Source organism: Streptomyces sp. NPDC050535 (genome assembly GCF_044457665.1).
Taxonomy (GTDB): Bacteria; Actinomycetota; Actinomycetes; order Streptomycetales; family Streptomycetaceae; genus Streptomyces.
Genome location: NZ_JBITHE010000008.1, coordinates 37,826 through 60,099, shown reverse-complemented (window position 1 = coordinate 60,099; position 22,274 = coordinate 37,826). Strand labels below are relative to the sequence as shown.

Below are 22,274 nucleotides of genomic sequence, written 5' to 3'. Positions count from 1 at the left end.
GGGATCGGCGCTGGTGCCCGCGGGCCGCTAAGCCCGCGGGCACCAATGCCTTCACCTGCCTTCCGGGGCTACTTCTTGGTCGTACCGATGTTGAGGTAGTCGTACTGGCCGCTGAAGGCCGCCGTGGAGACCAGGTTGGTGAAGCCGGCCGGGCGGTACAGCAGGACCTTGAAGTAGGTCAGCGGAACGAGCGCCGCCTCTTCCATGGCCTTCTTGTCGACCTCGGTGTAGAGGGCGTCACGCGCGGTCTTGTCCTCGGTGCCGATCGCCTTCTCCAACGTCGTGTTGACCACGGTGTTGTCGAGCTGCGACAGGTTGGTGTTGCCGGACGCGCCGATCGCGTCACCGTGCAGGATCTGCTGCAGGAAGCCGTAGCCGGACGGCCAGTCGGCACCCCACTGCATCATCATCAGACCGATGTTGTTCTTCTTGTCGAACTCGGGGACACCCGCGTTGTCGGTGAAGTACTTGCCCGACGGGTACTGCTTCAGGCTGGCGTTGATGCCGGCGGCCTTCAGCGAGTTGATGATCGCGGTGGCCGCGTCGATCTCCGCCGGGCGGTCGCTGCGCGCGGAGATGTTCGTGTTGATCGACGTCTTGCCGCAGGCCTTCAGCTGGTCCTTGGCCTTGGCCACGTCGCCCTTGTTGCCGGTGGTGGCGTAGATGTCCGACTTCTCGTAGCCGGGGATGTCCGGCGGGAGGACGGTGGTGGCGATGTCACCGCGGATCGGGCCGCCCTCGGCGGTCTGCACCGAGACCTTGTCGATGGCGTACTGGACGGCCTTGCGGCAGGCCACGTTGTTGAACGGGGCGAGCTTGGTGTTGATCGCCATGTAGACGAGACGGCCACCGTAGGTGTTGTCGGTGCTGGCCTTCAGGTCGGCGGAGTTGACCACCTTGGCCTGCGTCGCGGCCTGGACACCCGTACCACCCAGGTCGATGGCGTTACCGGCCATGACGTCCTGGTCGATCGTCTCGGCGTTGACCTTCAGCTTGACGACGATCTTGTCCGGGTACTGCTTGCGCAGCGGGTCGGACGCCGCGTCCCAGTTCTCGTTGCGGACGAGGGTGACCTGCTTGCCCTCCTCGTAGCTCGCGAACTTGTACGAGCCCGAGGAAACGATGCTCTTGACGTAGTCGACGCCGGTGTCCTTGGCCTGCGGCACCGGAGCCGTCTGCGGCGTGGCGACCAGGTAGTCGAACTCCTGGAAGGCGCGGTTGAGCTTGAAGACGACCGTGGTGTCGTCCGGCGTCTCGATCGACGACAGACCCTCGGCGCTCTTGTCCTTGTAGGGACCCTTGTACTTGTCGCCGCCCTCAAGGAACTGCTGGAAGTAGTTCGGGCCGAGGGAGAGTACGTCACGCGCGAAGTTGGAGCGCTCCACGGCGTACTTCACGTCCTTCGACGTGATCGCCGTGCCGTCCTGGTACTTCAGACCCGAGCGCAGCTTGTACGTCCAGGTCTTGCCGCCGTCGCTCGGCACACCCGCGCTGGCGGCGAGGTCCGGGACCAGCTCGTTGCCCTTGTCGCCCGCGGCGGGCTTGAAGGTCATCAGCGGGCGGGCGTACAACCGGCTGAGGTTGTACATGTACGCGTAGTACGTGTTGCCGGGGTCGAACGAGTCCGGGACGTCGGAGTACTCGTACGTGACCGTCCCACCCTTCTGGGTGGAGGCGTTGACGACGTCCTTGGTCGCTGCGTTGGCCCCAGCTGATTTCGTGTCGTCGTTCGTGTTGTCATCGGCTTTGCTGCAGCCTGCGAGAAGCAGACTCACACTGCCGATGGCCGCAACTGCGGCCAGCGCTGACCTTCGCATGATGTTCGGGTCCCCTCCATTGTTGGAAAACTTGATGGACGCTCGGCGCTGCCACAGGTCAGCGGCTGCGCGGGTCGAGAGCGTCGCGCAGACCGTCGCCGAGCAGGTTGAACGCCAGCACGGTGACGAAGATCGCGAGGCCGGGCACGATCAGGAACTGCGGATCGACCTGGTAGTAGGTGACCGCCTCGCTGATCATCCCGCCCCATGACGCCTGCGGGGGCTGGATGCCGACGCCGAGGAAGCTCAGGCTCGCCTCGAAGAGGATGTTGGTCGGGATGAGCAGCGTCGAGTAGACGATGATCGGGCCGACCAGGTTCGGGAGCAGCTCTCGGAAGAGGATGTACGGCCCCCTCGCGCCCATCCCCCGGGAGGCGTCGACGAACTCGCGCTCCCGCAGGGCCAGGGTCTGGCCGCGGACGATGCGTCCCAGGTAGGGCCAGTTGAAGAAGCCGATGATGAAGATCAGCACGCTGATGTGCAGCGGGAGTCCTTCGAGGCCGAACGCGCCGCCCTGCAGCGTCGCGGAGATCGCGATGGCGAAGAGCAACAGCGGGAAGGCCAGGAAGGTGTCCATCAGCCGGCTGATGATCGTGTCGACCCGGCCGCCGTAGTACCCGGCGACCACTCCGAGGACCGTGCCGATCACGTTCGAGAGGATCGTGGCACCGAAGGCGACGACCAGTGAGACCCAGGAGCCTTCCAGGATGCGGGTGGCGATGTCGCGCCCGAACTTCGGCTCAACGCCGAGCGGGTGCGCCCAGCTCATCCCGCCGAAATCGCCCAGGGGCAGCGAGGTGTTGGGGTCGATCAGGTCCTGGTTGAAGGCGTTCGGGTCGAGCCCGAACACCGCCTGGATGGGGCGCGAGAGCGCCGCCAGCAGGATGAGCAGCACCACGATGACACCGCCGGCGACCGCCACCTTGTCGCGCTTGAAGCGCGTCCAGGCGATCTGCCCCAGGGAACGGCCCTCGATCTGCCCCTTGTCGACTCCGGCCAGCACAGCCTCCGGCTGCACTTCCGTTTCCGACCCGGTGGTCTCGATCGGTGCGGTCACAATGACCCGACCCCTCTGACCGGTGGTGACCGGCCTACGCCTGCCGCTGTCTGCGGCTTGGTTCACTTGCATGCCGGGAGGGGCCGCAGATGATGCGGCCTGGAAACCCGGGCTGTTCCGTCGACTTGCACTCGCTCACAGGATCGATGACCCCATGTCTGCACGGGAGTCTTCATGGCCGCCACGATCACGTGCCAGGTCTGATGGAGAAAGTATGCGCAACCGTGATGCGGTTAAGTGGATTCCGTTATCCGAACAGTGGGTAACGCGGGGCGGACAGGGGGCAGTTGGGGTCGAAGGGGCCATGGAGAGCCCTTTCGGCCAGTGTCAGCCCCAAAGGGGACATCCAGCCCTTACGTCTGTCGATCCGCAGGTCAGACGCGAGGTCGGGGCATGCGGAGATCAGGACGTGCGGGGGCCAGAACAGGTTTAGATGCGGAACAGGGATCAGTATGACCGGGACTGCGGATAGCCGTAGCCACCGGCCACCGGCGCCTGGGCCGGAGCCGCGTGGGCTTCGCGGTCGTAGAAGGGCCGCGCGTTCGAGCGCAGCCACATCGCCACCGGGTCGTACTCGTCGGACATCGCGACGGTCGAAACGGGCAGCCCGTCGGGCACCGCGCCGATGGACTGCTGCATCATGGCGCGCACCGAGTCGACGGCGGGCGGCGACGTGTCGTACACATCGAGACCGATGGCCAGATAGGGCGCCCCGAGCGCGGGCTGCACCCAGGCGCGGCGCAGCGAGCGCACGGCGGACGTGCGGTGCGCGTTCTGCGTGAGCAGGGCGTAGAACTGCGGGACCTCGATGCCCGGCTCGGAGAGCCTGAGCGGTCCGGCGGGCTGGCGCTCGAGGCCGGTGGCGATCCGGCGCAGATCGAGCCAGGGGATACCGACGCCGCCGCCGGGGGCGTGCGGATTCAGCCAGAGACCGAACTGGTCGGGGTACAGGGTGCGGGCGACGTCGAGGCCGTCGACGACCTCGTAGCTGCGGTTCCAGCCGCTGGCCGAGAGCTCCTGGGCGGAGGTGACACAGGGCGCGTAGCCGAAGCCGTCCACCTCCATGTTCCCGTACTGCGCGTCCGGGGAGCCGGACTGGCCGTGCCACAGCAGCATCCAGACCTGGCCTGCCGACGGGGCCGCGAGCGCGCGCAGGAGCGCCTCGTAGGCGTCGTAACGCCCGGGCGTCACCTGGCGCAGCATGTGCTCGACCTGCCCGGCCGCGGCCGTGCCCGACGCGCTCACCCTGAACCGCCCCTTCGCGAAGAAATCACGACCAACTCACCTATTACGCCGGAGGTGCCGGTTACGAACATGCGTCAACACCGGCACCGGCCCATGAAACCAGCTTAAGCGGCGATCCTGACAGCGACGTGGACGCTCCGCTGGGAAAGCCGCTCGAGAGCTCGGGACTTGTGGTGATCCGGCGGGATCCTCGCGACCGCGCCGCTAGTGACCCTGTTGGTGGCCCTGCTGGTAAAAGGGGCGGACCCGCGTGCGCAGCCAGTCGCAGACCGGGTCCTGTGCCACGTCCATGAGGACCAGGTTCACCGGCCACGGCACCGCGACGCGGCCGAGCGCACGGCCGAGCGCGTCCAGCGGAAGCGCGCGGGCCTCGCCCTCCCACAGGGAGAGTTCGACGCCGACGAACATCGCGGGCCCGCCGCCCTCGATGCTGGCCAGGCAGCGGCGGGCGCTCAGCACCACGCCGGTCCCGGCGAACTCGGCGGAGGCCGCGGACAGGAAGTCCACCGGGTCGTCCTGCCAGTCGGGCTCGAAGAGCCGCACCCGGCCGCCGCTCGCGGACCCGTCGAGCGGCGTGCGCCCGGCGCGGCAGAGCTCGGCGACCGCGGGGGGCGGCAGCGGTACGCCGACCACCCCGTCCGGATTGACCGCGATGCCCACCTGCGGGGGCAGTCCGCGTGCGAACTCGACGGCGGGCGCGATCGTGTACGACATGTGCCCGCCGGTGACCTGGCGGAACTGCTCCTCTGAGCTGAAGACGGGAACGTACGCCTGACCCGCGATCTCCAGGGTGGGCAGGTCCAGCGGGCCGCTCTGCGGGCCGCCGCCGCTGGGCAGCGGGACCCAGACGAAACTGCGGCCGAGGACCTCGACGATTCGGGCACCCGAGGAGGGCCCCGCGGGCACACCGAGGGACGCGGCGAGCACCTCCTCCAGTTCGTTGCCGGGCCATCCGCCGTGCGGGTGGGGGTACGCCTGGGCCGGGAGGCCGGCGAAGTCGGGGAAGTCCATCTGTCTACCGCCTGCTTTGAACCGCTGTTCCGGTGTTCCGGGTGTCCGGCGAGAAACCCTAACGGGTTCGGGGGATCAGCCGCCGAAGTCGATCCGCCGCAGCACGTCCGCCGCGTCCCGGTCGATGAGGACGGCCGAGCCGCAGCCCTCCGGCAGGTGACCCTTCTCCACGGAACGCAGCAGCCGGGCGACCGCGCCGCGGTGACGTGCGAACGCGTACCGCGAGACGCCGCGGCCGCGTTCGCGCTGGCCGTCCAGTGCCGTGCCCGGCGTGACGTCGAGCAGCAGCAGATGCAGCGCGCCGCCCCGGCGGCGGGCCTCGCGGGCGAGCCAGCGGCGCACCCAGGCCTGGGTGCCGCAGTCGTGCACGACCACGCCGGCGCCGGAACGCAGCGCGCGGCGCAGGCCCGTGTAGTGGGCCAGGCGGACCAGGGGCCGGTAGACCGCGTACGGGAGCCGGCCGGACATCCGTCCGTCCCAGTGGTCGCGGGTGTCCTGCGAGTCGATGCGCGCACCCGAGACGGCGCGGCGCATCAGGGTCGACTTTCCGCTGCCGGGAAGTCCCGTGACCACGACGACGTCGGAGGTGCCGAAGTGCAGCCCGTGCGGGCTGTGGCCCGCGCGGTCCCTGAGGTCGCGGACGACAGCCGTCGGAAACGGGTCGCATGCCTCCCGGGCCGGGGCACCGGGCTGCTTGGGCAGCGCGAGGCCCGCCGTCGTCGCGTACGCCGTGGTCCTGTTCACCGTGATCGTCCTCCCCATGGGTCTGGACTCCCATCCCCGCCAAGTGTAAAGAGAAGGTAATGCGCGATGCTTCCTGTTTCCGTAATCGGACTGCCACAGGCTGGTTACAGGTCACTTCGAAGGCGCTGTGAATCACTCAGGGGCGCCCCTCCCGTGTCTCCGGGATGCGTGCAATGATGTGCGCGCCAACTGCATACCGGCCGCTTGAATCCGCGCGGGAGAGTCCCAGGGCACCGCACGTCACCCTGGGCGCCGAAGGAGCAAGTCCCTCCCTTGAATCTCTCAGGCCCCGTACCGCGCGGGCGAGGCACATCTGAAAAGCGGGCCGCCGACCGGTGGCCCCACCCAAGGTGCAAATCATGACCACCGCTTCGCGGGGTCGTGATGAACCTCTCAGGTTCCGATGACAGATGGGGAGGAACGACCTCGCCGTCATGCCTTGGGAGCCCCACCGATGAGCAGTAACGCCCCCCGTCACACCGCGCTCGATGCCCTGCATCGCTCGCTCGGCGCGACGATGACCGACTTCGCCGGCTGGGACATGCCCCTGCGCTACGGCTCGGAACGCGACGAGCACCTCGCCGTCCGCACGAAGGCCGGCCTCTTCGACCTCTCCCACATGGGCGAGATCACCGTCACCGGGCCCCAGGCCGCCGCGCTCCTCAACCACGCGCTGGTCGGCAACATCGCCTCGGTCGGCGTCGGCCGCGCCCGCTACACCATGATCTGCCGGGCGGACGGCGGCATTCTCGACGATCTGATCGTGTACCGGCTGGCCGAGACCGAATACATGGTCGTGGCGAACGCCTCCAACGCCCAGGTGGTGCTGGACGCGCTCGTGGAGCGCGCGGCGGGCTTCGACGCGGTGGTGCGCGACGACCGGGACGCCTACGCGCTGATCGCCGTGCAGGGCCCGGAGTCCTCCGGCATCCTCAGGTCCGTCACCGACGCCGACCTCGACGGCCTGAAGTACTACGCGGGTCTGCCCGGCACGGTCGCGGGCGTTCCGGCGCTCATCGCGCGCACCGGCTACACCGGCGAGGACGGCTTCGAGCTGTTCGTCTCCCCCGGCGACGCAGAGAAGGTGTGGCAGGCGCTGACCGAGGCGGGAACGCCGGCCGGGCTGGTCCCGTGCGGTCTGTCCTGCCGGGACACCCTGCGCCTGGAGGCGGGCATGCCGCTGTACGGGCATGAGCTGAGCACCTCGCTCACCCCCTTCGACGCCGGTCTCGGCCGGGTCGTGAAGTTCGAGAAGGAGGGCGACTTCGTGGGGCGCGAGGCGCTCTCCGAGGCCGCCGAGCGTGCCCTCGAGAACCCTCCGCGGGTGCTCGTCGGTCTCATCGCCGAGGGCCGCCGGGTCCCGCGTGCCGGGTACCCCGTGGTCTTCGAGGGCAAGGTCGTCGGCGAGGTCACCTCGGGCGCCCCGTCCCCGACGCTGGGCAGGCCGATCGCGATGGCCTACGTCGACGCCGCGCACTCCGCTCCCGGTAGCGGCGGAGTGGGTGTGGACATCCGGGGCAGCCACGAGCCGTACGAGGTCGTGGCGCTGCCGTTCTACAAGCGCCAGAAGTGAGACTGGCCCACAGGCCGCGCTTCGGGCTCGCCCACGGTCACGTTCGCCAGACGTGACCCGGGTACACCGCCCAGCCGCGACACCGGGCACATCCGCCCTGCTCATCAACCCTCCCCCGTCATCAGCACTCCCCCGCGTACAGGAGAATCCAGGCCATGAGCAACCCCCAGCAGCTGCGCTACAGCAAGGAGCACGAGTGGCTGTCGGTCGCCGAGGACGGCGTATCGACGGTCGGCATCACCGAGTTCGCGGCCAACGCGCTCGGCGATGTCGTCTACGCACAGCTTCCTGAGGTCGGTGCCACGGTCACCGCGGGTGAGTCCTGCGGTGAGCTGGAGTCGACCAAGTCGGTGAGCGACCTCTACGCGCCGGTCACCGGCGAGATCGTGGAGTTCAACCAGGACGTGGTGGACGACCCCGCCCTGGTGAACTCGGCCCCCTTCGACGGCGGCTGGCTGTTCAAGGTACGCGTCGCGGACGAGCCGGACGACCTGCTCTCCGCCGACGAGTACACCGCTTTCACCGCCGGCTGAGGAGTCGTAGCCCCATGTCTGAACCCAAGTCGCTTCTGAACGCCCCCCTCCACGAGGTCGACCCGGACGTCGCCGCCGCCGTCGACGCCGAACTGCTCCGCCAGCAGTCCACCCTCGAGATGATCGCCTCGGAGAACTTCGCTCCGGTCGCGGTCATGGAGGCCCAGGGCTCGGTCCTGACCAACAAGTACGCCGAGGGCTACCCCGGCCGCCGCTACTACGGCGGCTGTGAGCACGTCGACGTCGTCGAGCAGATCGCCATCGACCGCGTCAAGGCGCTCTTCGGTGCCGAGCACGCCAACGTGCAGCCCCACTCGGGCGCCCAGGCCAACGCGGCCGCGATGTTCGCGCTGCTCAAGCCGGGCGACACGATCATGGGTCTGGACCTCGCGCACGGCGGGCACCTCACCCACGGCATGAAGATCAACTTCTCCGGCAAGCTCTACAACGTGGTCGCCTACCACGTGGACGACGCCAGCGGCCAGGTCGACATGGCCGAGGTCGAGAAGCTCGCCAAGGAGGCCCGCCCGAAGCTGATCGTGGCGGGCTGGTCGGCGTACCCGCGTCAGCTGGACTTCGCCGAGTTCCGCCGGATCGCGGACGAGGTCGGCGCGTATCTGATGGTCGACATGGCGCACTTCGCCGGCCTGGTGGCGGCGGGCCTGCACCCCAACCCCGTACCGCACGCCCATGTCGTCACGACCACCACCCACAAGACGCTGGGCGGCCCGCGCGGTGGGGTGATCCTGTCCACCGCCGAGCTCGCCAAGAAGATCAACTCGGCGGTCTTCCCCGGCCAGCAGGGCGGTCCGCTGGAGCACGTGATCGCCGCCAAGGCCGTCTCCTTCAAGGTCGCCGCGACGGACGACTTCAAGGAGCGCCAGCAGCGGACGCTGGACGGCGCGCGGATCCTGGCGGAGCGGCTCGTCCAGGACGACGTGACCTCGGTCGGCGTCTCGGTGCTCTCCGGCGGCACGGACGTCCACCTCGTCCTGGTCGACCTGCGCGACTCCGAGCTGGACGGGCAGCAGGCCGAGGACCGCCTCCACGAGGTCGGCATCACCGTCAACCGCAACGCCGTCCCGAACGACCCCCGCCCGCCGATGGTGACCTCGGGTCTGCGCATCGGTACCCCGGCCCTGGCGACCCGCGGCTTCACGACCGAGGACTTCACCGAGGTCGCGGACATCATCGCGGCGGCGCTCAAGCCCGCCTACGACGCGGACTCGCTGAAGAACCGGGTGGCCGCGCTGGCGGACAAGCACCCGCTGTATCCCGGCCTGAAGTAGTTCGCACCGTTCGCATCGTTCGCACGTTTTACGCGTTTCCCCGGGGCGCCGCGCACACTGGACGACGGGTGTGTGCGGCGCCCACCCCTTGCACCACCCCTGTTTTGCCTGTTTTGAGGAGTTTCCGTGGCCATCTCGGTCTTCGACCTGTTCTCGATCGGCATCGGCCCGTCCAGCTCCCACACGGTCGGCCCGATGCGCGCGGCGCGCCTTTTCGCCCTGCGGCTGCGCAACGAGGATCTGCTGGACTCGGTGGCGTCGATACGCGCCGAGCTGTACGGCTCGCTGGGCGCGACCGGGCACGGGCACGGCACCCCCAAGGCGGTGCTGCTCGGTCTTGAGGGCGCCTCGCCGCGGACGGTGGACGTGGAGGGGGCCGACCAGCGGGTCGAGGAGATCAGGTCCGCGGGCCGCATCCGGCTGCTGGGCGACCACGAGATCGGCTTCTCCTTCTCCGACGATCTGATCCTGCACCGCCGCAAGACACTGCCCTACCACGCGAACGGCATGACGGTCTTCGCGTACGACACCTCCGGCGAACTCGTGCTGGAGAAGACGTACTACTCGGTCGGCGGCGGCTTCGTGGTCGACGACGACGCCGTGGGCGAGGACCGCATCAAGCTGGACGACACGGTCCTGAAGTACCCCTTCCGCACGGGCGACGAGCTGCTGCGGCTGACCCGCGAGACGGGCCTGTCGATCTCGGCGCTGATGCTGGAGAACGAGCGCGCGTGGCGCACCGAGGAGGAGATCCGCTCCGGGCTCCTCGGGATCTGGCGGGTGATGCAGGCGTGCGTGTCGCGCGGCATGGCTCGCGAGGGCATCCTGCCCGGCGGCCTCAAGGTCCGCCGCCGCGCCGCCGTCTCGGCACGCCAACTCCGCGCCGAGGGCGACCCGTTGGCCCACGCCATGGAGTGGATCACCCTCTACGCCATGGCGGTGAACGAGGAGAACGCGGCGGGCGGCCGGGTCGTCACGGCCCCGACGAACGGCGCGGCCGGCATCATCCCGGCGGTCCTGCACTACTACATCAACTTTGTGCCGGGCGCCGACGAGGAGGGAGTCGTCCGCTTCCTGCTCGCGGCCGGAGCCATCGGCATGCTCTTCAAGGAGAACGCGTCCATCTCCGGAGCCGAGGTCGGCTGCCAGGGCGAGGTCGGCTCGGCCTGCTCGATGGCCGCCGGCGCCCTCGCCGAGGTCCTCGGCGGCAGCTCCGAACAGGTCGAGAACGCCGCCGAGATCGGCATGGAACACAATCTCGGCCTCACCTGCGACCCGGTCGGCGGCCTGGTCCAGATCCCCTGCATCGAGCGCAACGGCATGGCCGCGGTGAAGGCCGTGACCGCCGCCAAGATGGCCTTGCGCGGCGACGGCTCCCACATGGTCTCCCTCGACAAGGTCATCAAGACCATGAAGGAGACGGGCGCGGACATGTCCGTCAAGTACAAGGAGACGGCCCGGGGCGGGCTGGCGGTGAACATCATCGAGTGCTGAGAAAGTAGGCCCTGACCAGCGCGTTCTTGTCTTTCAGCGCTGTCAGGGCCTTACCTGCTTACGCAGCGGAAAGTCCCCGAAAAGTCCCCGGGAGATCCCATGAGATGGGCGCTTGACCTGGGGGTTCGCGGCACCCCCGATCACCGTTCCGATCCGCCACGACCGCCGACCGTTCGCCAGGATGTAGCAAATCGATCCCCCAAGCCCACTTGAGGGGTTTCATTCAATACATGAGTGCTGCGGAAACCTCGCGCTGGAGCAGCGGCTGACCGGCCTCTCCCCTACGTTCACGGCGGCGTAGGCACGTCAGGCCCTACTCTCCCCCGCGATCTGGCGTACTTGATCACGGAAGGCGAGATAGACGAACTCTCCCGCGGGGTCTACCCGCGGGCAGACGCCCCGGAGACCGCACACGCAGATCTGCCGGCCGTGTGCACACGGGCTCCGCGCGCCGTCGTGTGCGGCGAGTCCGCCTTGGCCCTGCGTAACAGGGGATCTGCGACACGACTTATGACCGCTTGCCTCGGAGTCCACGCCCCTCTCAGGGAATCAATCCGGGTGATCCGTTTCATCCCGAAGGATCGCGATCATGTAGTAATTTCCTTCTCCTGATTCGGGTGCTACTGATGGGCAAGAAGGTACTCGTCGATCTCAACGGCTGAGGAGGAGCCGGTGGCTTTATCCGTTACTGCGCTGGCGGGACGTTGCCCGACGTTCGGCGTGGCGGCTGTGCGGCGACGACGAGCAGCATGCGGCGACGCCGCCCGATGACGGATTGGTACGCCGGGTCAAAGCACTCGCGTGCACAGCACCGTTACAAGCACTCGATGCCTACAAGCACAAGGTGGAGTGGGCTGATGTCCGCGGCCACCAGACGGCGGAGACAGCACTGCACGTCATCGACCAGGTGACGATCGCCATGGACTTCGATTCCGGAGCGGATCCGGTGAGCGTGGTGAGTCAGGTCGCCCGGTTCGCTGCGGTCCAGCAACCTCCCGAGGGCGGCGAACGCATCCAGGACGCCCTCGAACTCGGCGCGCGGTCCTGCCCCCGTACAGCGCTGCACCTGATCACCAATGTCGCGCTCGGCACCCCGCCCGGCCCGGCTTCCACGGCGCGTTCATACCTCTGAGTGAGGTCGGTCGGGTTCAGGGTCGGCTGAAGCAGAGATCTGCCTAGGGTGACTTCTGGAGTGGCGGGCGGCCGCTCCGATCGGCGCGTCGACTCATGTACGGGAGCTTGTTGTGGCGCAGCAGCACACGACGTCACTCCGGCTCCGTCTCCGGTACCGCTTCGACCATCTGGTCTCGGGGGGAACGACCGCGCTCATCGGCTGGCTCGCCCTGGCCTGCCTCGCCGTCGTCGTTCCGGCGAGCATGGTCCTCGTCTGGTCCGACCGGGCCGCTCCGGCCACGCTCTCCGGCCGCCTCGCCGCCGTGTGGGTCAGCGTCGGCCAGACGTTGAAGATCGGGGGCGCGGTCGGCTCTCCGCTCTACGTGCTGGCCTCCGTATCGCTCGCGCTGGTGGCGCTGCTCTTCGTGTCGACCCTGGTCAGTCTGATCACCACGGGCATCAACGGGCGCATCATGTCGCTGCGCCTCGGCCACTCCACCGTGCTGGAGACGCGGCACACCGTCGTCCTGGGGTGGTCGGACCAGGTCTTTCCCGTGATCGGGGAGCTGGTGGCCGCCAACGCGAACCAGCGCCGCTCCGCCGTCGCCGTGCTCGCCCCGCAGGACAAGGTGTGGATGGAGGACGAGATCTCCACCCGCGTCAGCGACAGTGGCAGGACGCGGATCATCTGCCGCAACGGGCGCACCACCGACCCCGCCGAACTGAGCCGGGTCAGTCCGCGCACCGCCAAGGCGGTGCTGGTGCTGCCTCCCACCGGGGACACCGGCGACGCCCATGTGGTGAAGACCCTGCTCACCCTCAACGCGGCCGTCCCAGGGGCCGGAGAGGGGAAAGCGGTGGTGGTCGCCGCCGTCCGTGACTCCCGCAACCACACGACCGCCAGGCTGGCCGCCGGGCCCACGGGGCACGTCCTGTGCGTCGACGACATCGTCGCCCGGCTCCTCGTCTCCACTTCCCGGCAGCCCGGCCTCTCGCTCGTCTACTCGGAGTTGCTCGATTTCAAGGGCGACGAGTTCTACCCGGTCGCCGCCGGGGGCCTCGTGGGGCGTACGTTCGGCGAGGTCCTGCTGTCGTTCGCCACGTCCTCGGCGGTCGGTCTGCTGCACACCGACGGGAGCATTACCCTCAATCCGGATCCGAGGGCGGCGATCGGCGCGGGCGACCGGATCATCGTCATCTCCCAGGACGACGACACGGCCGTGCGGGTGGACGTGGCCTCCCATGTCGAGGAGGACGCGATCGTGACGGCCGGGCCCAGGACCGCCCGGGCCGAACGCCTCCTCCTGCTCGGCTGGAACCGCCGCGCCCCGCTCGTCATCGAGCAGCTCGACCAGTACGTGAGCCCGGGAACCACCCTGGACGTCGTGGCGCTCGGCGAGTACGCGGCCACGCGCGGCGCGCCAGCCGTCACGGCCGCGCGGTCCCGCCTCGAAGTCTCCTTCCACGAGGGCGACATCACCGACCCGCTGACCCTGGCCAAGCTGGACGTGCCCTCATACGACAGCGTGATCGTGATCGGTGAGACGGAGCTCGCGGCCTCGGCCTGCGGCTCGGCCTCGGACACGCCCGTCGCCTCCCTCGCTCCGGTGACGGATCCGGAGGGGCGGGCGGACGACAGGACACTGGCCACCCTGCTGCATCTGCGGGCCGTCGGGGACGCCGCGCAGCGGGAACTCGCGCTCACCACCGAGATGTCCGACGACGGCAACCGGCTCCTCGCGCCCGCCCGGGACGGCGCCGACTTCATCGTGAGCGGCAGGCTGATCAGCCTTCTGATGACCCAGATCTCGGAGAGCCCGTATCTCGCCGCAGTCTTCGAGGAGTTGTTCAAGGCGGAGGGCCACGAGTTCCACCTCAAGCCGGCCGCGGACTACGTCCGGGCCGGTCATGAGATCTCGTTCGCCACCGCCGTCGAGTCGGCGCGGCGGCGCCGGGAATGCGCGGTCGGTTACCGGCTGCGCGCGCGGAGCGCCATGGGCCCCGACCACGGGGTGCGGATCAACCCCGACAAGCGGCAGCGGGTCCGGTTCTCGGAGGAGGACTGGCTGATCGTGCTCGCCGAGAGCTGACGGCACCGCCGGGGCGGCCGCTACGCCGTGTGCACTTCCAAGGCGGTCCGTACCGCGGATTCCAGGGCTCCTTCGATCCACGCGGGCTTGATGGAGGTGTGGCAGCCGGCGAAGTGCAGGTTGCCCTCGGCCTTGCGGACGTAGCGGAAGAGCTCGGTGTGCTGGCCGGGCAGCAGTACGGACGCCTCGCCGTAGGCGTACGGGTCGCGCATCCAGGACTGGGTGCGGCCGACACCGGTGTAGAACACCTCGATGCGCTGCCCGAACACCTCCTGGACCCCGGCGAGCGCGCGCGGGTAGCGCTCCTCGTCGTCCAGGGAGTCCCACTTCAGGGCGTCGTCCGACCAGCTGTAGGAGGCGAGGATGACGCCGCCGTCGCTCCCTTCGACGGGGTAGGAAGGCTGGAACATGAAGCGGTTGGGGTTGTCGGTAGCCGAGCCGCCCCCGATGACGTGGGCCGCCTCGGGCTGATCGCGGGTGACCGCGCGGCTGGCGGCGTAGTGGGAGCGCTGGCCCGCGGAGATGTGGCCCTCGGGTACGGAGGGGTGGGCGCCCAGCAGGGTTCCGTCCGCCGGCGTCTGCCCGGTCTGGTACTTCCGGTACAGGCCGGGCTGCACGGCCTCCAGCTCGCGCTTCCAGTCGGCCTCGTCGAACTCCCACCAGCGGAGGCTGAATTCGAGCAGCACCTTGGTGGCGGCGTCGTAGTGCAGCTCGGTGACCGCGCGTCGCTTGCCGTAGGAGAGCGGCGGGGTGATGGGGATGTGGCGCAGTCCGGAGAAGGGGACGGTGATGATGGCGGTGTCGGCGGTGAAGGTCTCCCGCCGTACGGGGCTGCCGCCGCGGCCTTCGGAGACGGTCTCGACGGTGACCCTGCCCTCGCCGTGGGTGATGCGGGTGGCACGGCGGTCGAGCCGCACGAGGTCCTTCACACGGGCGTACATCGCGTCGGCCAGGGTGGCGGTGCCGTCGGGCAGTTCGTAGAAGGCGGTGTCGGGGCTGATCAGGGAGGCGCCGATGAAGCTGTGTACGAAGGCGAGGTGCAGGCGGGAGGTGAGGTTCTCGACGGTTCCGATCAGGTCGATGGTCCGCTCGTCGAGCTTGGCCACCTCCGTCAGGTAGCGGTACATCGACATGTGGCCGTAGCGCTGGATGACGCGTGCCCAGCCCTCGACGAGTTCCTTGTCCTTCTTGCCCTCGATCTCCTTGCGTACAGGGGCGAAGGCATCGCGGACGATCTGCGCGGCGGGGACGGACTCGTACGCCTGCGGCACTCCGAAGGAACGATTGAGAGCCTGCGGGGCGCGCGCGTAGTCGGCGCGGCGGACGCGGATGCCGTTGACGTAGATCCACGTCCGGTAGGCGGGGCGGCCGGCCCCGTCCACGTCGACCAGGTGGAAGCGACGGCGCTTCAGGCCGAGGCTGTCCATCAGTCCGGTGACCAGGGGATGGCTGTCGGGGATGCGCATCGCGCCGGCCTCGGCGTACTGCTTCGGGTCGGCGAAGGGCTGGGCGGCGTTCTCGTGGCCGCCGGTGCGGAAGGTCTTGATCCGGCCGCCCACCCGGTTGGCGTTGGCCTCGATGACGGTGACCTGGTGGCCGGCCTCGCGCAGGAGGTCTGCGGCGGCGAGGCCGGCCGGCCCGGCGCCGACGATCAGCACCTTCTTGCCGGGGCGTCGCGAGCGGGGCAGACCGTTCTTCAGGAGGATGTCGGCGTAGCGCGGTACCAGCGGCTGGTCCTGCTCGTCCCGTACGAGGATGGCGCGGGCGATCGTCAGGCAGGCGCCCCAGTCGGTGACCGCGGTGGCGGTGGCGGCCTGCGAGGTCCCGGCGGAGGTGGCGGCGACAGTCAGTCCGCCGGCTCCGGCGATGGCTGCCGCGCCGGCGATGACGGTACGGCGGGAGGGCGCCGGTGCGGGCCCGCCGGGGGTGCCGGGAGCTTCAGGGGTTTCGGAGTTGGCAGCAGGATCCATGATCATGACCCAACTCTCGCCGCCCGCCCGGACCCGAACGGACAGAATGCACCCGCGCGGGAAAATGCCACCCGGACGTGCGTCGAGCGCCGTCCCGTGCTGACGAACTGAGATTCGTACGGGCGGCCTTGGGTCCGGGCCGGGCGACCGCTACGCGGGGGCGGTCTGGGTCAGGGTCGGAGTCCGCTCGCATTCTCACAGGTCACCTACGGCGCCGACGCCATGGAAGCCGGCCCGGCTCGGGCAGGCGGCTGTGCGCTCACGTACCTCAGGAGGTCCCGCTCACCCCGCGGCCGAGCGTCCGCACGTGCGGCGGCGTACCAGCGGCACGCGTGAGGGGGCCCACAGCGGTGAGTGCTCACCGAGGTTGAGAACGGGGCTCGTCAGGAGGTTGTCAGCATCGGCAGGCGGACAGGTGCTCCTCCCATGGAGCCTTCGGGATTCGAACCCGAGACCTACGCGTTACGAGACCGTGAGGGATCGTGTTGCCGGATACCGCGTGCTGCCGCCGAGTGATGTCGTGCCTGATCAGAGCGCTTACCGCAGGTTGCCCCCTGTTACCCCGTACTGTCCCGTCCAAAGGCGTCCGGCCACCAAGCGGCCACCGGATCGGGCGCTCCCGAAGCGACGGGTCTCGAATCGGTGAGTTGTCGGACTCGGACAAGGCCCCATCCCCTGGACACCTAGGCCACCGCCACCGACCATTCCAGCCGTAGATCGTGATCTTGATGCCCGGGATGCGGCCTACCTCAGGTAGTGACCGGTGCATGATCTGACCGTGCCTGGTGGGCGGCTGCGGTGTGCGCACATGCCACGGATGTCCCCCATGGGGAGCGGCTCTGCCCGCCGTATCATGACGGCACACGGGAAGGAGCACCGTCCATGAGTGTCGACGCGATCACGCACACCGAGTTCCCCGCAGGATACGTGGTGTTCTTCGGCGCCGACGGAAAGATCATCATGACCCCGCAGAGCGAAGAGCACTCCAGCACGATCAAGTCGATGCAGATCGACTCTCTCGCCCTCGGCCGTCATGCGAAGGTCACCTCTGACGTCTACATCGACTTCCCGGCCGACGAGAACTCGGCCCCCGACCTGGCCATCCTGCGCGAGGACGCGCGCAAGGAGGGCAAGCGGTACAGCTTCGCGGACGTCCTGCTGATCTCCGAGGTCGTCTCGACCTCCTCAGCACGCAAGGACTACGACGACTGCACCGCGAAGTACGGCCGCTACGGCATCCCCGTCTACCTGGTCGTGGACCCCTACGCCCGGGAGGTCGTCCTGCACACCGAGCCCACGGCGAGCGGCTACAGCACCGCGCTCAAGCGCGCGTACGGCACAGGCAAGCTCCCCATCCCCCTCGCCGACGGCCGCACCTTCACCCTCGACCTCGACGAACTCCCCCTGCCGGACCCGGAGCCCGACACTCACTGAGTCTGAGAACGCGCCCCGAAGCAGGAAGAGGCCCGGCAGCCGGTCGGCGAGGGCACGATCATCGAAACCGCGACTGAAGAACTCCACGCATTGGGCGCCCGGGGTTTGGTGATCACTCCCGGGGCTTCCCTGTCTTTCCCGCCCCATTCTGGCCCCAGGAAGGCCCGGCGGCGGGCTGGGCCGGGCCCCGTCGGGCGGGACTCCAGTACTGGACCCGGCGACAAAAGGGCGTCCAGCGCACCGACCTTGCGACGCGAAGACGCTCTTCTCACATCCCCGCACCGTTCATCCGGTGCGGGGCAAGCTCGGCCATCACCGACGTGGTCCGCTCCGTCGTCGCCCCCGCCGCCCTCATTGCCGACCAAGCCAAGACCGCGATCGCCGAGGCCCCGAACCCGGCCGGCCTGGACGAGGTCGACGAGAGCACCCCAGTCGAGCAGATCGAGGCCGCCGCCCGCGAGTACGAGCACGCCGCCGACCAGGCCCGCCGCACTGACCGTGGCGAGCGCACCGCGAAGAAGGTCCTCGCGAGGCTGCCCGCCGGCACCCACGGCACATGGCGCGTCTCCGCACTCCGTCCTCGCGGCAGGCCCGGACCTCGCTGAGATCACCCGCATCTTCAAGGCCCACGACCTCGCCCCGTCTCGATGAAGGCCTGCACCCCGAGCCTCAAGGTCGAACTCGCCGAGGCCGCACCGGTCGACGTCGATACCGCGGTCCTCGTCGCGGTCACCCAAGATCTCCAAAAAAGGCGCATTCTACGCGCTTCTTAGCAGGGCGGTAATCGGTCTCGGGGGCAGCGTCCCCCGAACGGAGAAGGACGCCTGTTCCGCCCTCGCCAGGGCGACTACCACCGATAGCAGAACGCCCTCGGCCGGTGGTTACGTCAACGGTCCCGAGGTCTGGGCCCAACTCCTGCATTGAAGGAGCAAGACCATGGCGAAAACAGCAACAAGCGTTACTCCCGTCGGCGTCACCAAGCACCTAGCTTCTCTGCCTCCACAGCCCGAAGCCCTCAATCTCGACGCAGAAATGCAGGCCCGCGCCGAGCAGGACTCCGCCCGCATCCTGGCTGCCATCAACAACCCCACCACCGTGTTCGAGGCGCTTACCGCTGCGCACGGCATCCAGGTCGTGGAGTTGGAAGGTCCATTCGACGGCCTGTACGGGCACTACCTGCAGCACAAGGACGGCACCCGTCTCCTCGTTGTCCCCGCCGGACAGGCTCCCTCCACCCGCCTGTGGGCCGCACGCGCCCTCCTCGCCCACCAGGGCGTGATGCCGGTATGACCTTCTCCGACTTCGACAAGGCCACCGCCGCCACCCCCACCGCGTTCCCCGACCGGCTCGCCGCCGTCCTCCCCGGGGCGGTCGACGAGGCGATGCGGAAGGCCCTCCCGGACGTGTACACCACGCAGAAAGCCAAGGAACTCGCGGACGACATCTTCCTCCGCCTCCGCCAGCTGTACACCGACAAGGCCACGGAGGTGACGCTGTGACCGTCTCCACCACGAAGCCGTACGCCGACCACCTGATGGACACCCCCCTGCCCGTACTCATCAGCGAGTTGGGCGTCACCCTCACCGACTCCCCGATCACCGACCGGGCGTTCTTCGGCGCCGTCATCGTCCAGCGCAAGACAGGTGAGCTGCGGCTCACCATGCCGACCGGGCGCAGCGAACTGGAGCACGACACCGTCGCCCGGTACCTACTCGCCCAGGCGCTCGGGGTACCGGTGCCTGACATGCCGGCGCCGTTCGTCACGACCCGTATCCCCGCCAAGCAGACCGAGGTGACGCTGTGACCGCCACGATCCCCCTCGACCTCACCCTCACGGTCCGACGCGGAACCACCTCCCCCGGCAAAGCCGCCAACCTCCGCGACCTCAGCCCCGCCGACGGCACCGCCACCCTCATCTACGACAGGCACCTCGCCAACCCCGGCACCGCCGTCTGGCTCGCCCGCATCTCGCTGCGCCAGCACGGGTACGCCGTCCGCGAGGTGATCTTCGACGGCATGGGCTCGGACATCACCGGCCTGTTCCGGGAAGCGTCCCGGCTCCGCCTGGACGTCCACCTGGGCAGCGGCAGAGGCACTCCCAGGGTCGTCACCTACGACGACAGCCCGGCCGCCTACCAGGTCCCGGCTGGCTGGGACCTGGCGGACGCCACCGACCGGCTGCCCGCCGCGCATGCGGCGGCTCGCCCCCACGTTGTCCGCGTACTGCGCGCCATCGACCTAGAGAAGGAGAACAACGGCGGGCGTATCGACAAGGCCCTCGACGTGGCAGCCGGGATGATCCTGGAGACCGGGGACCCCGACCAGGTGTGGGACACGCTCACCCGTGTCCTCTGCGAGACCGGGTCCGAGCGGGCGGAGGTACCGGCATGACTACCGCCCTCGTGGCGAAGACGTGGCCGCGGGTGCACTCCGTCTTGATGATCATCCACAGGTTCTCCGCGAGGGCGTTGTCGTAACTGTCTCCGACGGAGCCCATGGACAGGCCTGAACTCCCGCTCGCAGCAGGCGGGTTGTGAGGTTGATCGACGTGAATTGACAGCCGTGATCGGCGTGGTGAATGAGCTTGCCGGGCTCGACCTCGCGGGAGGCGAGGGCGTACTCCAGCGTGGTCAGGACCAGGTCGGCGTCCGCGCGGGCGGAGGTCTCCCACGCCACCACCCGGCGGGAGAAGGCGTCGCGGATCGCGGACAGCCACAGGGGGCCCTCGCCGGTGGGGATCATCGTCAGGTCGGTGACCCACAGCCGGTTCGGTGCCGGTGCGGTGAAGTCCCGGTTGACCAGGTCCGGGGCCAGGGTGGCCTTCGGGTCACGGCGCGTGAAGCCGCCCCGGCGCGGGCTGACGCCCGCCAGGCCGTCCTCGCGCATCAGCCGCTCGACCCGCTTGCGCCCGACGCGCACGCCCTCGCGCTTGAGGACGGCGTGCACGCGCGGCCCGCCGGAGTCGCCGTGGATCTCGCGGATCTGCCCGGTCAGCTCGGCGTCCCGGCGCCGCCGTTCGCACGGTTCGCGCTCGGCGCGGCGCCATCGGTAGTAGGTGGAGGAGGGGATGGAAAGTTCCCGGAGTACGCACGCGACCCCCAGGCGGGGATGCTCGTCAACGAGCGCCGTCACCTGGGCCGGGTCGGGTCGAGCTGCGCCGCGAAAAACGCCGAGGCCGTCGTTGGCCCGCTTGAGTTGGACGTTCTCCTTGCGCAGGGCCACGAGCTCGGCGCGTTCGTCGGTGGTGAGACGGTCGTCGCGCTCGCCGGCGTCCGCCTCGGCCTGGCGGATCCACCCGCGCAGCGCCTCGGGATGTACACCGAGATCGACGGCCAGCTTCTTGATCTGGGGCTTCGGCTCGGAGGTTCGGTACATCCGGACCGCACGCTCACGCAACTCCAGCGAGTATTTCCGGGGTGCAGCCATGGTCACAGGTCCTCTCATGAGTCCCATCTGCCCCTCTGTCAACATCCTCCGCATCTCGGGGGAACCTCAAAGAGGCGGCCGTTGTAAATCCTGTCCACCAGCACGCTGACATCCTCCACTGCTCTCATAACCAGCAGCCTCAACTGCTCCGCCTGCTCGGCTTGCTCCACGTCGACGGACAGACGGAGGGCCGAATCCCGGAGCCACAGATCCCTGTAGGTCTGCGCAAGGTGATCCCTTGGCGTATCCAGATCTGGAACTGTGCTGCCTGCTCTACCCATGACGTCGATCGCCTCACCGCAGAGATGTGCAAGCTCCACGAGCGCCACCCGTAGCGCTTCGACTTGTCCGTAGGAACGCGGTGTACGCCTCCCTGCGAACCAACCACATCGCTTCTTGGCGCTGCGCTTGCACGCCAGCAAGGACCGCGTCGACCTGTGCCGCCGCCGCCCTGTGTGCCGCTTCAATTTGCGCTGCCGCTGCCTTGCGAGCGGCGTGCCACCCCATGCCTGCGGTGATTACAACCCCGCCGACACCGATACCTGACGCCCATACGGCTGCTGCCCCTGATCCATGGGCCGGGATTATTCCGACACCGAGGTCGTACAGCAGACGTTTGCGTGTACGTCGTGGTCAACCATACGAGCCCCCGGCCACTCGACTGAGTTTCGGAGCGTTCCACCCGCCGCGCTTGGAGAGCCCGTGACGGTCTGGCGACATCGGCTGCGTGCCGAGGATCGATCCTCAGGACGCTCGCAGAATGGTCGCCGCGGATCACCGTGAGGCCGTCTTCAATGACGATGGCGCCTACATCGAGCATCACGTGGCAGTTCGGGCACAGGCAGAGGACGTTGCCGGTGGTGTCCGGGCCGTTATGCGGGGACCCGAGAGCTCGAATGTGAGCGCCTTCGCTATGGCTACCCCCCGGGACATCGATTCGCAGGTCACAGTTCTGACACCGGTTGTCGTGCTTTGAACGATGCACCGCCCCGGCGAGGACGCGTTCGCGGTTTCGTTCCTCGTCACGCCGGCAGGCTCCGAAGCGACTGACACGGTCGGAGCTCCAGCCGCTGCATCGCTTGAGGGTCGGGGTGTCGTCGTAGGCTGCGAGGCGGAAATGGCAGTTAGGCAGTGGCCGGCCGCGACCAACCAACCAGACAAGCCCAGCAACCAAAGCCTGCAACCACCCGAGCGCAGCACCCAAGCCATCACAGCCCTGACCTGCACAGACGCCAGACTCATCTACTAGCCTGGGATAAAGTAGTAGCTCGCTAGTAGTTGGAGCCGCAGCAACAGAGCAGACCGGCCGCGACCAACCAACCAGACAAGCCCAGCAACCAAAGCCTGCAACCACCCGAGCGCAGCAGTGCACAGCGACATGTGCTGACCTGCACAGACGCCAGACTCATCTACTAGCCTGGGATAAAGTAGTAGCTCGCTAGTAGTTGGAGCCGCAGCAACAGAGCAGACCGGCCGCG

General features: G+C 68.6%; 21 protein-coding genes and 1 riboswitch. Of the genes, 12 read left to right on the top strand and 9 right to left on the bottom strand.

Annotated features, from left to right (window positions below; translation table 11 throughout):
- Positions 1-68: 68 nt before the first annotated feature.
- The 5 genes from ACIBLC_RS19550 to ACIBLC_RS19530 all read right to left on the bottom strand — a co-directional run bounded on the left by ACIBLC_RS19550 (position 69) and on the right by ACIBLC_RS19530 (position 5,892).
- Entirely contained in the window at positions 69-1,817 is a 1,749-nt protein-coding gene (locus ACIBLC_RS19550) for an ABC transporter substrate-binding protein (protein WP_399212258.1), read from the bottom strand.
- Between the two features lie 58 nt (positions 1,818-1,875).
- Positions 1,876-2,874 carry an ABC transporter permease gene (locus ACIBLC_RS19545; RefSeq protein WP_399212257.1) on the bottom strand — a complete coding sequence of 333 codons (999 nt, stop codon included), beginning with the start codon at positions 2,872-2,874 and terminating at the stop codon, positions 1,876-1,878.
- A 447-nt stretch (positions 2,875-3,321) separates the two neighbouring features.
- Positions 3,322-4,119: an enhanced serine sensitivity protein SseB C-terminal domain-containing protein gene (locus tag ACIBLC_RS19540; RefSeq protein WP_399212256.1), complete on the bottom strand. Its 798-nt coding sequence runs from the start codon at positions 4,117-4,119 to the stop codon at positions 3,322-3,324.
- Between the two features lie 204 nt (positions 4,120-4,323).
- Complete coding sequence (locus ACIBLC_RS19535) at positions 4,324-5,130, bottom strand: enhanced serine sensitivity protein SseB (protein WP_399212255.1); 807 nt, start codon at positions 5,128-5,130, stop codon at positions 4,324-4,326.
- Positions 5,131-5,205: 75 nt separating this feature from the next.
- A complete protein-coding gene (locus tag ACIBLC_RS19530) occupies positions 5,206-5,892 on the bottom strand; it encodes an AAA family ATPase (protein WP_399212254.1) in 687 nt (228 codons plus the stop codon).
- Positions 5,893-6,079: 187 nt separating this feature from the next.
- Positions 6,080-6,181, top strand: a riboswitch (glycine riboswitch).
- Between the two features lie 147 nt (positions 6,182-6,328).
- On the opposite strand from ACIBLC_RS19530, the gene gcvT reads away from it, so the two are divergent.
- The 6 genes from gcvT to ACIBLC_RS19500 all read left to right on the top strand — a co-directional run bounded on the left by gcvT (position 6,329) and on the right by ACIBLC_RS19500 (position 13,966).
- Positions 6,329-7,447 carry a glycine cleavage system aminomethyltransferase GcvT gene (gcvT, locus tag ACIBLC_RS19525; protein WP_399212253.1) on the top strand — a complete coding sequence of 373 codons (1,119 nt, stop codon included), beginning with the start codon at positions 6,329-6,331 and terminating at the stop codon, positions 7,445-7,447.
- Positions 7,448-7,602: 155 nt separating this feature from the next.
- Positions 7,603-7,980: a glycine cleavage system protein GcvH gene (gcvH, locus tag ACIBLC_RS19520; protein ID WP_399212251.1), complete on the top strand. Its 378-nt coding sequence runs from the start codon at positions 7,603-7,605 to the stop codon at positions 7,978-7,980.
- A 14-nt stretch (positions 7,981-7,994) separates the two neighbouring features.
- Positions 7,995-9,269: a serine hydroxymethyltransferase gene (gene glyA / locus ACIBLC_RS19515; RefSeq protein WP_399212250.1), complete on the top strand. Its 1,275-nt coding sequence runs from the start codon at positions 7,995-7,997 to the stop codon at positions 9,267-9,269.
- Positions 9,270-9,395: 126 nt separating this feature from the next.
- Positions 9,396-10,763, top strand: coding sequence for an L-serine ammonia-lyase (locus ACIBLC_RS19510; RefSeq protein WP_399212248.1), 1,368 nt, complete (start codon positions 9,396-9,398; stop codon positions 10,761-10,763).
- Between the two features lie 844 nt (positions 10,764-11,607).
- Positions 11,608-11,895 (top strand): hypothetical protein, encoded by a 288-nt coding sequence (locus ACIBLC_RS19505; protein WP_399212246.1) that lies wholly within the window; start codon positions 11,608-11,610, stop codon positions 11,893-11,895.
- Positions 11,896-12,007: 112 nt separating this feature from the next.
- The gene (locus ACIBLC_RS19500; protein ID WP_399212245.1) at positions 12,008-13,966 is read left to right on the top strand and encodes an NAD-binding lipoprotein; all 1,959 of its coding nucleotides are present in this window, start codon (positions 12,008-12,010) and stop codon (positions 13,964-13,966) included.
- 20 nt (positions 13,967-13,986) lie between these two features.
- On the opposite strand, the gene ACIBLC_RS19495 is transcribed toward ACIBLC_RS19500, so the two are convergent.
- The gene (locus ACIBLC_RS19495; RefSeq protein WP_399212506.1) at positions 13,987-15,936 is read right to left on the bottom strand and encodes a flavin monoamine oxidase family protein; all 1,950 of its coding nucleotides are present in this window, start codon (positions 15,934-15,936) and stop codon (positions 13,987-13,989) included.
- A gap of 882 nt (positions 15,937-16,818) precedes the next feature.
- On the opposite strand from ACIBLC_RS19495, the gene ACIBLC_RS19490 reads away from it, so the two are divergent.
- The 6 genes from ACIBLC_RS19490 (at position 16,819) to ACIBLC_RS19465 (ending at position 19,761) form a co-directional block, all read left to right on the top strand.
- Entirely contained in the window at positions 16,819-17,370 is a 552-nt protein-coding gene (locus tag ACIBLC_RS19490; protein WP_399212244.1) for a Uma2 family endonuclease, read from the top strand.
- Positions 17,371-17,690: 320 nt separating this feature from the next.
- Positions 17,691-17,975 carry a hypothetical protein gene (locus tag ACIBLC_RS19485; protein ID WP_399212243.1) on the top strand — a complete coding sequence of 95 codons (285 nt, stop codon included), beginning with the start codon at positions 17,691-17,693 and terminating at the stop codon, positions 17,973-17,975.
- A gap of 331 nt (positions 17,976-18,306) precedes the next feature.
- On the top strand, positions 18,307-18,660 hold the full coding sequence (locus ACIBLC_RS19480) for a hypothetical protein (protein WP_399212242.1): 354 nt from the start codon (positions 18,307-18,309) through the stop codon (positions 18,658-18,660).
- Entirely contained in the window at positions 18,657-18,869 is a 213-nt protein-coding gene (locus tag ACIBLC_RS19475) for a hypothetical protein (RefSeq protein WP_399212241.1), read from the top strand. Before ACIBLC_RS19480 ends, ACIBLC_RS19475 begins: the two co-directional genes overlap by 4 nt.
- A complete protein-coding gene (locus tag ACIBLC_RS19470) occupies positions 18,866-19,174 on the top strand; it encodes a hypothetical protein (RefSeq protein WP_399212239.1) in 309 nt (102 codons plus the stop codon). Before ACIBLC_RS19475 ends, ACIBLC_RS19470 begins: the two co-directional genes overlap by 4 nt.
- A complete protein-coding gene (locus tag ACIBLC_RS19465) occupies positions 19,171-19,761 on the top strand; it encodes a hypothetical protein (RefSeq protein ID WP_399212238.1) in 591 nt (196 codons plus the stop codon). The genes ACIBLC_RS19470 and ACIBLC_RS19465 overlap by 4 nt, the downstream gene beginning before the upstream one ends.
- Before the next feature lie 51 nt (positions 19,762-19,812).
- Here the strand turns inward: ACIBLC_RS19465 and ACIBLC_RS19460 are convergent, their stop codons facing one another.
- From ACIBLC_RS19460 to ACIBLC_RS19450, 3 genes are all read right to left on the bottom strand, one after another.
- A complete protein-coding gene (locus ACIBLC_RS19460) occupies positions 19,813-20,796 on the bottom strand; it encodes an IS3 family transposase (RefSeq protein ID WP_399212237.1) in 984 nt (327 codons plus the stop codon).
- 38 nt (positions 20,797-20,834) lie between these two features.
- Complete coding sequence (locus ACIBLC_RS19455; protein ID WP_399212236.1) at positions 20,835-21,125, bottom strand: hypothetical protein; 291 nt, start codon at positions 21,123-21,125, stop codon at positions 20,835-20,837.
- Positions 21,126-21,259: 134 nt separating this feature from the next.
- Positions 21,260-21,781 (bottom strand): HNH endonuclease, encoded by a 522-nt coding sequence (locus ACIBLC_RS19450; protein WP_399212505.1) that lies wholly within the window; start codon positions 21,779-21,781, stop codon positions 21,260-21,262.
- Between the last annotated feature and the right edge of the window lie 493 nt (positions 21,782-22,274).

What these genes read in the sequence shown, in the direction of transcription:
- glyA (WP_399212250.1), top strand. Translation starts at nt 7,995, where the DNA reads ATGTCTGAACCCAAGTCGCTTCTGAACGCCCCCCTCCACGAGGTCGAC.
- ACIBLC_RS19480 (WP_399212242.1), top strand. Translation starts at nt 18,307, where the DNA reads ATGGCGAAAACAGCAACAAGCGTTACTCCCGTCGGCGTCACCAAGCAC.
- ACIBLC_RS19460 (WP_399212237.1), bottom strand. Translation starts at nt 20,796, where the DNA reads ATGGCTGCACCCCGGAAATACTCGCTGGAGTTGCGTGAGCGTGCGGTC.
- ACIBLC_RS19550 (WP_399212258.1), bottom strand. Translation starts at nt 1,817, where the DNA reads ATGCGAAGGTCAGCGCTGGCCGCAGTTGCGGCCATCGGCAGTGTGAGT.
- ACIBLC_RS19535 (WP_399212255.1), bottom strand. Translation starts at nt 5,130, where the DNA reads ATGGACTTCCCCGACTTCGCCGGCCTCCCGGCCCAGGCGTACCCCCAC.
- ACIBLC_RS19530 (WP_399212254.1), bottom strand. Translation starts at nt 5,892, where the DNA reads ATGGGGAGGACGATCACGGTGAACAGGACCACGGCGTACGCGACGACG.
- gcvH (WP_399212251.1), top strand. Translation starts at nt 7,603, where the DNA reads ATGAGCAACCCCCAGCAGCTGCGCTACAGCAAGGAGCACGAGTGGCTG.
- ACIBLC_RS19490 (WP_399212244.1), top strand. Translation starts at nt 16,819, where the DNA reads ATGAGTGTCGACGCGATCACGCACACCGAGTTCCCCGCAGGATACGTG.
- ACIBLC_RS19495 (WP_399212506.1), bottom strand. Translation starts at nt 15,936, where the DNA reads ATGGATCCTGCTGCCAACTCCGAAACCCCTGAAGCTCCCGGCACCCCC.
- gcvT (WP_399212253.1), top strand. Translation starts at nt 6,329, where the DNA reads ATGAGCAGTAACGCCCCCCGTCACACCGCGCTCGATGCCCTGCATCGC.
- ACIBLC_RS19475 (WP_399212241.1), top strand. Translation starts at nt 18,657, where the DNA reads ATGACCTTCTCCGACTTCGACAAGGCCACCGCCGCCACCCCCACCGCG.